Below are 10,008 nucleotides of genomic sequence, written 5' to 3'. Positions count from 1 at the left end.
CATTACACACTCTACGTAGAGTGTGTAATGTGTGATTTTAATATAATTATATTAACAAATCAGAAAACACTGTTATACAATAGGGAGCTGCTGCAACCATATACTTTGTATTGCAGAAAGATTTTTACTACTGAACTGGTAGTTGCTAACACCAGGGCTATCCAACTAAGCTTGTCTGTTCGTAGTTGGTGTGTAGGCCTTGGTTCTATAGTACAGCACTGTCGTATAGCTTATGATTATCATTCTACGCTAAAGACCTCGAAAGAACTCTGCTAACGAAGTTCCGTAATAGCGGCAGAGGACTGCGAGCGTTTGCACAGTCATATTCGCCTTCTTAGCCTCCAGGCGAGCGACATGAATTCCCGTCGCATCATACACCTCTTGCATACTAAGCCCACGCTGCTTACGCAGCTCCTGTAAGCGTCTGATTACTTCAGCGGTGACTTGTTCGACTGTATGGGCACTCATTGCCCCGCAAAGTCTAGCTCCTTCTTGACCGCGCCAATGACAAATTTGTCATTATCTTGAAGATTCTTCTATCTTCGAGCAAGCGAATTGCGGTGGGTTAGCCCAGACTGTCGATGTGTCATTTTATAGTGTCTTCACCTTACTCGCTTCCGGTTTGGCAGCCCAGCCTGCGCTCTAGCTAACCTTGGGCGCTTTATTTCTATCTCTAGTTCTTGAGTACTATGCGTAAGGTCTTATTCGTCATAGCCGTTCTCATCTTCCTTTACTGCCCTTGGGGTCCTAGTTGGGGCAGAGATGCGGTGAACCTGTTTTTAGCGGCCTGTCTATTTAGTTATTTGGGAAAGAACATGTTCCGCCGCAACCGCTACGATGATTGATACTTGGTAGCTATCAGTTCAGAAGCAACTTGTCTTTCCTACGCCTACTTCCCTACGAACAGCCTCCTCAACCATTCAAGCATCTCACGCATGCGAGTAATGTTGGCTCCTTTTTCCTTATATGTCCAGCTTAACAAAATCACAAGCTCAGAAGATTCTTGCGCAATACGCCGGTACTACTGCGCAGTGGACGGTTGCCGTTTGGCTAGAGGAACACGAAGAGGCTTCCTGGCATCCTCAGAGAGCGATTTTACCGTGGACGCAGCACTATGCACTGGTTGTGTACCAGGGTAAAGATGAGGTGGAACGTTGGCTGCTACGGCCTGCCACGTACCAAAGCTTGCTGGCTCAGTTGGAAACGGGAGCGACTAATCCGTACGCCATCGCGCCCATCCCTGGCTTTATATACGATGACCCGGCGCAGGTATACTGGGCACGCGAGCGAACGCAAGCACTCTACAGGGACGTTGTTCCGCTGCTCAGCCGATTGCACCAACTGCGTTATCATTTGGATGATACGCCTGGTATACCACTGTCAGCAGCGCTAGCCTGGTGGAAGCAAGCCGATTCGTTGATAGCACAATTTCCCACCTACCAAATCCAGGCGAAGGACGGACGGGTAGGCCGGCCGCAGTACCAAGTGCACTCCAGTTTTATGCTGGAAGAACTCCGATTGGCAGAGCTAGAGATACCCAAACTGCAGCGCTTTTTACTCGAAGTCCCCTATCCAACTTCATTGCCGAAGTTTGTGTTCAAGCAACGTCTTTCCAGTCGGGACTATCCGGCGTTGTTTGATACTCCGGTCCAAGAAGTAGTGGCCAAGCCGGGTGAAAAGCTTACCACGGGTAGTGGTGATCGTTATCCTGAACGCCGAATCTACACGAGTTGGAGCTTTGATCATGCTTTTTCGCTTGCTCGTACCAGTGAACCTTTCCTTGGGTCTGGACTAAGCGAAGCGGACCTTATACCGGCCAATGAGCCTAATATGCACGAATCGGCATGTGATGTGCGCGCACAGTTACTCGATATACAAGCAAGAATTACGAAGCTACTGGAGGCTTTTCCTCAACGCGATTGATGGATCAGCGGAGGGCATTATGAAAGAAGAGTGTCGTATGTGAGCAATGCCCGCGTGGTAAGGTCGGCCAGCGTAGTATGAGCGGGCAGTTCCACTCGGTGCTCGTGCCGAAATAGAATCAGGTGTCGAAGATGGCTGCTGGCTACTCAGACGGATCAGTTCTGCTGAGAGGCGATCCGCCTGAGTAGCCAGCAGACTGGTCAATGCCTAACGTCTCGCAGCTAAATGATGCTTTCAACAAGCGAAATTGCGTGATGACCTTATTGGAGCAGTACAGGTTACCCTGTATATGCCTTCTACGACTAACTCACCGGACAGAGCTTTCTGCAACAGCCACGATCTTCTACCAGGCGTTACGAGCTAAGGTGACTGAGTATCTCAGATCAAGCCCGTAGAGCTGAAGTAACGCTAAGAAATGGTAGGCTACTAATAAATAGCAGAGCGACATGTTGAACCGGTACCCCGATAGTCCAACAAGGTGATTTCACGATGTACGCTTAACAACAGCCTCAATTCCTAGCCTGTTTTTTTCAATCTGGAAGCCTTGTGCTAGATAGATGCGTTGAAGGTACTCCTCAAATGATTCAATGGTTTGCTTACGCTTAACCGCTAAGTCATAGCCTGCCCGCACATCCGTCATAAGGTAGATAACGGGTTCTGCTTTCTTTTCCTTTGGCTGACCAACCGATTGACGTTTCTGAAGTCGCACTAAGTACTCAGGTAGCTTATAGTCATTCTTGATTGCATCGACTACGTAGCCCGCCAACGTCGTTATCTTTCCTGCTTCCTTACGTTTTTTTAATTCGGCAATCACAAACAGCACATAGTCTGGGTCAAAGTGGCCTAACTCAATGCGCTGCCCAACGGCGAGAATACTGGCCTCACTTACTTCAATGGCACGTAAGGCTTCCATCCATTTGGGTGTTTCTGCCCCACCTGGTTCTGGCAGACTATTTTTCCCTTTTAATTTGGTGAATACAAACCTGATTTCTTGCACACCGGTCATGCCTGTCAGGTTTTTTTCCTCAAACTCGAAAGCCAAGTTTGTCTGAGCTAATTCCCTTTGGGCTACTTTCAGTACGCGAATGCGAAACATAGAAAACTTGGGGTAGTCCTCTTCCAGCCCTAACAGGCATTTGAGTTCATCTACCCCGAAAGTGCGTTCCCCGTACTCCCCCCGCTGTTTTAGCAGCCAATAGATTCGGAAGGAATGAGAAGATTTTAGCTTTAGTAATTGGATTAACTCGACCTGGGTAAAATTACCTTCGTTTAGTTGCAAAAGATGATCTCGTACGTAGTCGTTAAAACGTACTTTCAAGGCACAATGCTCGCTACTGTAGCTGGCATAGGCCATCAAGGGGATTTTTTCGAAATCGCCCATATCCTCTTCTCCCACTCGCCGCTTGCGACGCCGAGGCGGCGCGCTCGTCCGGATAGTTAGCTTTTTCGAGGTGATCTTATCGCACATACGCTCGAGCTGGTCATAATCGTTGCGCGACGGGCGACGACCAGAAAGGGCAATAATTTCTCGTACAGGGATGAACACCTCGTGAAATTCAGTGTCCTCGCGGCGAATGCGCGAGAGCATCGCCATAAACAACCGCATCTCTAGAGTCGTGAAGCCAAAGCGTGCATTAACTAAGTCATTGCGCTGCACTAAAAGCTTGCTCGGGTTCTGGGCTTCGGAGAAAAGATTTCCTTGCATAATGGCGCTGTTTTCATGTCTAAGGTGAACAATCGATAGCAAGAAAACAAGTTTCAACGGATGTTCCCCTCCGGTTCCGATTCTTTTACAGGATTGGATTTCGTGCTTTTTGTTCCTTTTCGTGCTTTCTGTTCCCTGTTTATCGTGCTTTCTGTTCCTATGCTTCGTGCTTTTTGTTCCTTTTACAGCTAGACAGTTCGTGCTTTTTGTTCCTGCGCTTCGTGCTTTCTGTTCCCTTTTCGACATGCAAATCTTTGATAAACAAGCACTTACGATGCCTATAATAGGTACTAATAAGATTACACTAAAAAGAACAACCTGTTAAGGGCGGCTTTTTAAGTTTTGGTAGCTTAATGACACTTAATTAGAGCTACTTAACGCTGAAACCATGGGCCATAAGAGCAGTATGTAACTGGGTTTAGTGTCTTCGTGCTTTTTGTTCCTCCATGGGGTAACGAACTGCCGGCTTGGGAACAAAAAGCACGATAGGAGTGGGCTAAACGACGTGGCGGGAACAAAAAGCACGAAGAGCCTAGAGAAGGCTCCCGCTAACGTAGGGAACAAAAAGCACGAATGGTTAAGCAGTTAAGCCCTCGAATAAGGGAACAGAAAGCACGATCCCTAATTTAGCATAGTACAAAAAAATAGCAATAAGTATCTTGCTGAAATTAGTAGAAAAAAGTATTAATCTATATGAAAATTGTGCCTTATAATGCTATTATGTGCTTATTATCAAGTAGTTAAATACGCACACTATTTATGTAGATTTGTACATAATAACTACTTCCATATTATGACTAAAGCTCAATATAATCCTAATATAAGCTTAGACATGTTGTACTACTATCATCCTTCGCTCCGTGGTGCAGCCTATTCCAAATAGCTCTAACGAATAGAACTTCCCGGCTCTGCTTCAATTTAAAGCAGAGCCGGGAAGCAGGCGTTCAGGGTAGCAAAGGGAAATGCGTAACGAAAAGAAGTTAGCTACGCTTTTTATAACCTTTGATCTTACCTTGGTTTAACACTTCATCAAGAATGTCAGCGGGTAAGGGCCTACTTGAACTTTCAAATTGGTCGAGAAAAGCACAGATAGCTTGCTCAGTGGCTTTCTTGATCTTGGCTCCAGGCTCCCAATGCAAGTATTGACGGAGTCGCAGATAGGTCTCTGTTTTCAGCAAGGTATTAAAAGGAACCTCTTCTGGTAGTTGCTTCAGCTGTTGAGCAATAGCTTGGGTGTTCTCTTCCCCTGTTCCTTTTGTCATTTCGGTGGGTTCAGGAGTAGTGACGGCAGGTATGGTAGGCTCTTCTTCGATTCCGAGTGCCGCCGCTACGGTTGGACTTAGTGGCGCGGCAGGTGAAGAAGCAGGAGTACCGGTCTTGATGGGAAGTTTCCCTACCAAACGGGCAGCGGCTAGGCTAGAGTTAAGCAGGCTTTTCGACATTGAGTTGCAATAGTATTTCGTCCGTTAAGGCAGTATAGTCTTGAGCACCATTAGACTCGGGGGAAAAATCCAGCAAAGAGGCGCCGGCCATTTGAGCGTTAGCTATGGAAACGTTTTCCCGGATGGATGTTTTAAGAACTGGTCCCAATTCACCGAAGTGGCTACTAATTAGTTCCACTACATCATGGTGCAATCGCCGACGATAACCAGCGGAATATTTGGTAAAGAATATTCCTCCCACACGCAAGCGTGGATTAAGCTTGGCATGCATACGCGTGACGGCCTGCGCAATATTTGACAAGCCTTCGTAGCCGTAGAGCTCTGGTTGAACCGGAATGAATAACAGATCACTTGCAATCAGCGCCCATACAACTAAGTTGCCGAGACTAGGTGGAGTATCAAGAATACAGTAATCGTAGTCTTCAGCAACTAGTTCTAGAATCTCCTTGATCCAATCACGAGCTTCGGCAATGTGACCAATTTGAGGTTCATAGGCTGCTAATTTTGGGTGAGAAGGTAACAGACCAATGCGCTCGTTCACTGGATAAATAGCAGCTCGCACATCGTCTTGAGTGAATTCACCTTTGAGCATCAGCAAATCACCTAAGTGGGTTCCTTCAAGATTTTGTCCAAAAGACTGACTCAAGTTGCGTTGCGGGTCACAGTCGCAATAAAGAACACGGTAACCTCGGTGAGCCAGTGAATAGCCAACATTTAGAGCCGATGAGGTTTTACCCACTCCTCCTTTATTGTTTGCGAAACAGATTGTGAGCATAGAAGATTAAGTTGAAAGAGCTGCTAGTATAGTTACATTTTTCTAGATTACATCTATTACATATTATACACATGTCATGCATACTATGTACAATACGTTTTATACGTATAAAATGTATTGTACACTTTATACGTATAAAAAAACGATTTATACTTTTAAAATATCTATTTGTTAAGACGTAAATATCTAGTAGTCAGTGTAAAAATAATANTATACGTATAGTATGTATTATACGTATAATACATAGCTTATGTAGGTTACGTAATCAACGTATACTAACGAGAAATGAGTAGATTGAAAGTATAGCACAATAGCACGCTATAAGCTTGCTGCACTGGTCAGCATCATGCCAGCACTCAAGCATGTGTAGTCAGCGTAAATAGAAAAGAGCATTCAAGGCGAAAACGCTATGCTTAGCTACGAAGAACTGCTGCACCCGAGCAGTAGTGCAGCTATGCTACTACTAACTCTAGATGGCTAAATAGGAGAGGGTGTATACTCTCAGATAAAAGAGAGTAAAGACAATGCGCACCTAGGGAAGACATCTTGATACTATCCTATAAGAAATTCCCATTTAGAGGCAGTTACGAACGTTGCACTCAGCTACACATCAGAAGTAAAGATTATTAAGGATAATTAAGGATTAATTATAAAATCTTTATTAAAGATAAATAAATAAGTTAAGTACTACATTAATGTTAAAAAGTTATATTTCTTATTGGCTGTTCGGATACGAGGCCAGCTTCCCACGTTTTCCGCCACAGCGCTCCTATCGGATAATAACGGTGATAGCCTAATGAGCGGCAGAGAGTAGCTGATCGAAAAAGTCAAACATACCGCGATGTCCTTGGCCCTGAGTAGTCACGCCTGCTTGCGGCCGGAAGGCATACGCTTTAGCTTATCGGGGCGGTACTCTTAGCTTAGCCTTTGTCTTTGAAGATAAACTCGCCCTTCGTGAGCCACGAAACACCAAAGGCCCACAAGGCGAGCGCTTCCAACCAAAATACGGGCTTGTAGGTGCTGAGCCTAGTATGCTCCAGAAAAGCGAAGTAGAAGCCCAGCAACCCAATACACAGGGCCATGATTACGCCACACACGCGATAAATGAGATTGCGCTTGCGTTTTTGCCTGGTTTGTTCGCCTTGGCTTTTGGTAAACAGTACTAAGGAGAAGAACGTGAAGGTGGCAAACAGCAGCGCCGCCGAGAGGTAGTGGATTTTGCTGACGGCGTCTACGGTCAACAGACCGCTTACCCAGTACGTGGCAAAGACGGGCTTGATGGTGCACGTGGTGAAAGGTTCATCCAGACGGGTGGGAAAAAAGGCTACGCCCAAAGCAAACACACAGGCTGCTTTGCCCGCAAGCGCATCTACCTGGCTGTAGCCCTTGTAGGCAAATAGGAAAAAGGCGACAATGCACAAGATGCCCACCAACAGGTCGCGCATGATCGTGTGGTAGTACCCGCTGATGGAGCTTTGAAGGTCGGGCCACTTACACGTGCTGAAAACCATAGAGCCTACCACCAGGAGAACCGGCAGCAGCAACCCCAACAAGCCGATGGTTTTGCGCAGCGTGAGGTACGAAATCAAGCTCGGGTTGGTGTCTGTAGGGTCTTGGGTGGTCATCGCCGGGGTTGGTGAGGAGAGGGGCATCAGAAGGCGGTTCCAAAATAGCAGTTCTGTTAGACCTAAGACTGCCTAGAGCAGCCTACGCTCGTAAAGAGGCCTCGTAGGAACCCTACTGCTGGAACCGACAAGGCACCAGCTGAGCAAGGGCCGCTGTAGCGAGGTGCTGTGTGCTCGACCTAATCTGGGGGGCCTCGCCGTTACAAGCTAACAGGCACCGTTCTTAGAACGTAACTTTTGTCTTTACTCCTGTAATAGCTGCTCTTATTAGCTGCCCTGCCAGCCATGTCGTTGGTCGAAGCAGACTGGCTACCTTAACAGGCGGTTAACACGGTTTGCTCAGGCGGACTCCCGAAAAACAAATCGGCGATAACCAGCGCGCCTTCTTCAGGTTGATCATCGACACGCAAATGCATCAGATTGATTGCGGCGGTGCACGTATCTTTTATCTGCAGCGTGGCACCTATCGCCGCCGTTAAAAGGCTAGGGTAAAAGTCACCGTTGCAGGAGCACTCCACTTACGACTTGCCGCTTTTCCTGCTACGCCGAATTAGCGTGTATTTTTGGGTATGTCTGTGCCGCCCGCTATCTCGTCTGTTTTGCCCGCTGCAAGCTCCATGGAAACGCCCGCGGAGCCGTTGCCCGCCCTCGTTGCCTCCGGTCTGTGCAACGTCTACACCCGTGAGCAGTTTGGCACCCGGGCCTTGGCCTATGGCCGACGCGATTACTACAAGATTTCGCTGACGACCGGCCGCGGGCGCTATCAGTACGCCCACCGCGGGGTGCTGCTGGAGCAGCCGGCCCTGGTCTTCTCCAATCCGCTCATTCCCTATTCCTGGGAGCCGCTCTCCGCCGAGCAAGGCGGCTATTTGTGTCTGTTTACCGAAGGCTTCCTGGCCGGCAACGACCCCAGCGTCCGCTTACAGGAATCGCCCCTGTTCCGCCTGGGCAGTGAGCCCATCTACTTGGTGGACGAGGCGCAGTACGCGGCGTTGAGTCCGCTCTTTGCCCAGATGCTGCAGCTACTGCAGGCCGGGGCCGCGTACCAGCCGGAAGGGGTACGCCATTGCTTGCAGCAGATCTTGGAACGAGCCCGGCACCTGCCGCCTCCCACCACCTACTACCAGCCCCCCCATGCCGCCGCCCGCATCACCTTGCTGTTTCAGGAGCTGTTAGACCGGCAGTTTCCGATCACCTCATCTGCCCACGCGCTCCAGCTGCGTACGCCGGGGGACTATGCCCGCCAGCTCTCGGTGCATGTCAACCACCTGAATCGGGCCGTGCGTGAGCACACGGGCAAGACCACGTCCGTGCTCCTAGCCGAGCGCCTCGTGCACGAGGCCAAGGTCCTGTTGGTCACCACCGCGTGGAGCACCGCCGACATTGCCGACGTGCTGGGCTTTGCCTACCCTACCTACTTCAACAACTTCTTCAAAAAGCACACGGGCACGACCCCCTCGGCGATACGGTCTGCCCGCGTTTGAATTTCATACTCCTTGGGTTGAATTGCGTTAGGAGTCGGCGCCGGCGCCGGGGATCTTTGTCCGGCCGAGCCAAAGTGGCGACGCTGTTTCCCCTGTTTTCCCAATCCCATGAAGTATGTCCTCATTACCGGTGCTAACAAAGGCATTGGCTACGAAACGGCCCACTTGCTGCTGCAAGCCGGCTATTTCGTTTTTCTCGGCTGCCGGGACGCCGCGGCGGGTCAGCACGCGCAGCAGCGCCTGCACGCGGCGGGCTTCGAGCACGTGCAGGTAGTCGAGCTAGACGTGACCAGCGACGCGTCGGTGCAGCAAGCCGTGGCCATAGTGCGCCAACGCACGCCGCACCTGGATGCGCTCGTCAACAATGCCGGCGTCCCTAGCCGAGACCTCGTGCAGCCGCCTTCGGCCGTGGCGCTGGCCGACTTTCGCGCTCTGTTCGAGACGAATTATTTCGGCGTGGTGCGCACCACCCAGGCGCTGTTGCCGCTGCTGCGCCTGGCCCCTCAGCCGCGCATCGTGAACCTCTCGTCCAGCTTGGGCTCGCTGACGTTGCAGGCAGACCCGACGTGGGCGTACTACGACGTCAAGCCCGTTACCTACTGCACTTCCAAGGCGATGGTCAACGCCTGGACCATCTTGCTGGCCTATGAGTTGCGCGATACGGCCTTCAAAGTCAATGCCGTCAATCCCGGCCAGACGGCGACCGACTTGACCGGCCACACCGGTCACTCACCCGCCCACGCCGCGCAGGTAGTGGTGCAGTATGTGCTGCTGCCGGCTGATGGCCCCACCGGTCAGTTTGTGAGTGAGGACGGGCCAACCCCCTGGTGAGGGAAAGCAGGGGGAACGGAATAGAGGCGGCTTTGGAACCAAACCTTTCATCAAGGCCACTAACGCGAGTAGGTAAACTAGTGAAGCTAGAAAAGACGTATAACTAGTTCCTTAGGCTTGACAAGGGTAGGGGCATCTGCCCCTATTTTTTGCCGGTCGGTCGCTATTTTGATTGATAGCTATGTTTCTATAACATTTTCCAAACGGACGTGGCTGTTGCAGA

8 protein-coding genes are annotated in these 10,008 nt (G+C 49.7%); 3 read left to right on the top strand and 5 right to left on the bottom strand.

Going from position 1 to position 10,008, the window contains the following annotated elements; genetic code table 11:
* Positions 1 to 249: 249 nt before the first annotated feature.
* Positions 250 to 468 (bottom strand): helix-turn-helix domain-containing protein, encoded by a 219-nt coding sequence (locus BXP70_RS31160; RefSeq protein ID WP_086597441.1) that lies wholly within the window; start codon positions 466 to 468, stop codon positions 250 to 252.
* 498 nt (positions 469 to 966) lie between these two features.
* Here BXP70_RS31160 and BXP70_RS28055 point away from each other — a divergent pair, with 498 nt between their 5' ends.
* On the top strand, positions 967 to 1,923 hold the full coding sequence (locus tag BXP70_RS28055; RefSeq protein WP_086597440.1) for a hypothetical protein: 957 nt from the start codon (positions 967 to 969) through the stop codon (positions 1,921 to 1,923).
* 484 nt (positions 1,924 to 2,407) lie between these two features.
* On the opposite strand, the gene BXP70_RS28050 is transcribed toward BXP70_RS28055, so the two are convergent.
* The 4 genes from BXP70_RS28050 to BXP70_RS28035 all read right to left on the bottom strand — a co-directional run bounded on the left by BXP70_RS28050 (position 2,408) and on the right by BXP70_RS28035 (position 7,497).
* Positions 2,408 to 3,685: a replication initiation protein gene (locus tag BXP70_RS28050; RefSeq protein ID WP_179197887.1), complete on the bottom strand. Its 1,278-nt coding sequence runs from the start codon at positions 3,683 to 3,685 to the stop codon at positions 2,408 to 2,410.
* Between the two features lie 923 nt (positions 3,686 to 4,608).
* The gene (locus tag BXP70_RS29760; RefSeq protein ID WP_143436758.1) at positions 4,609 to 5,070 is read right to left on the bottom strand and encodes a hypothetical protein; all 462 of its coding nucleotides are present in this window, start codon (positions 5,068 to 5,070) and stop codon (positions 4,609 to 4,611) included.
* The gene (locus BXP70_RS28040; protein ID WP_086597437.1) at positions 5,051 to 5,845 is read right to left on the bottom strand and encodes a ParA family protein; all 795 of its coding nucleotides are present in this window, start codon (positions 5,843 to 5,845) and stop codon (positions 5,051 to 5,053) included. Before BXP70_RS28040 ends, BXP70_RS29760 begins: the two co-directional genes overlap by 20 nt.
* 920 nt (positions 5,846 to 6,765) lie before the next feature.
* Positions 6,766 to 7,497, bottom strand: a complete 732-nt coding sequence (locus BXP70_RS28035; protein ID WP_143436757.1) for a DUF998 domain-containing protein — start codon at positions 7,495 to 7,497, stop codon at positions 6,766 to 6,768.
* Positions 7,498 to 8,087: 590 nt separating this feature from the next.
* Here BXP70_RS28035 and BXP70_RS28030 point away from each other — a divergent pair.
* Both BXP70_RS28030 and BXP70_RS28025 read left to right on the top strand, forming a co-directional pair.
* Complete coding sequence (locus BXP70_RS28030) at positions 8,088 to 8,954, top strand: helix-turn-helix domain-containing protein (protein ID WP_179197886.1); 867 nt, start codon at positions 8,088 to 8,090, stop codon at positions 8,952 to 8,954.
* 108 nt (positions 8,955 to 9,062) lie between these two features.
* Entirely contained in the window at positions 9,063 to 9,785 is a 723-nt protein-coding gene (locus BXP70_RS28025; protein ID WP_086597434.1) for an SDR family NAD(P)-dependent oxidoreductase, read from the top strand.
* The last annotated feature ends 223 nt before the right edge of the window (positions 9,786 to 10,008 follow it).

The organism is Hymenobacter crusticola, from assembly GCF_002154225.1.
In the GTDB taxonomy this organism is placed as follows: domain Bacteria; phylum Bacteroidota; class Bacteroidia; order Cytophagales; family Hymenobacteraceae; genus Hymenobacter; species Hymenobacter crusticola.
This window is presented reverse-complemented; position numbering and strand designations above follow the sequence as displayed.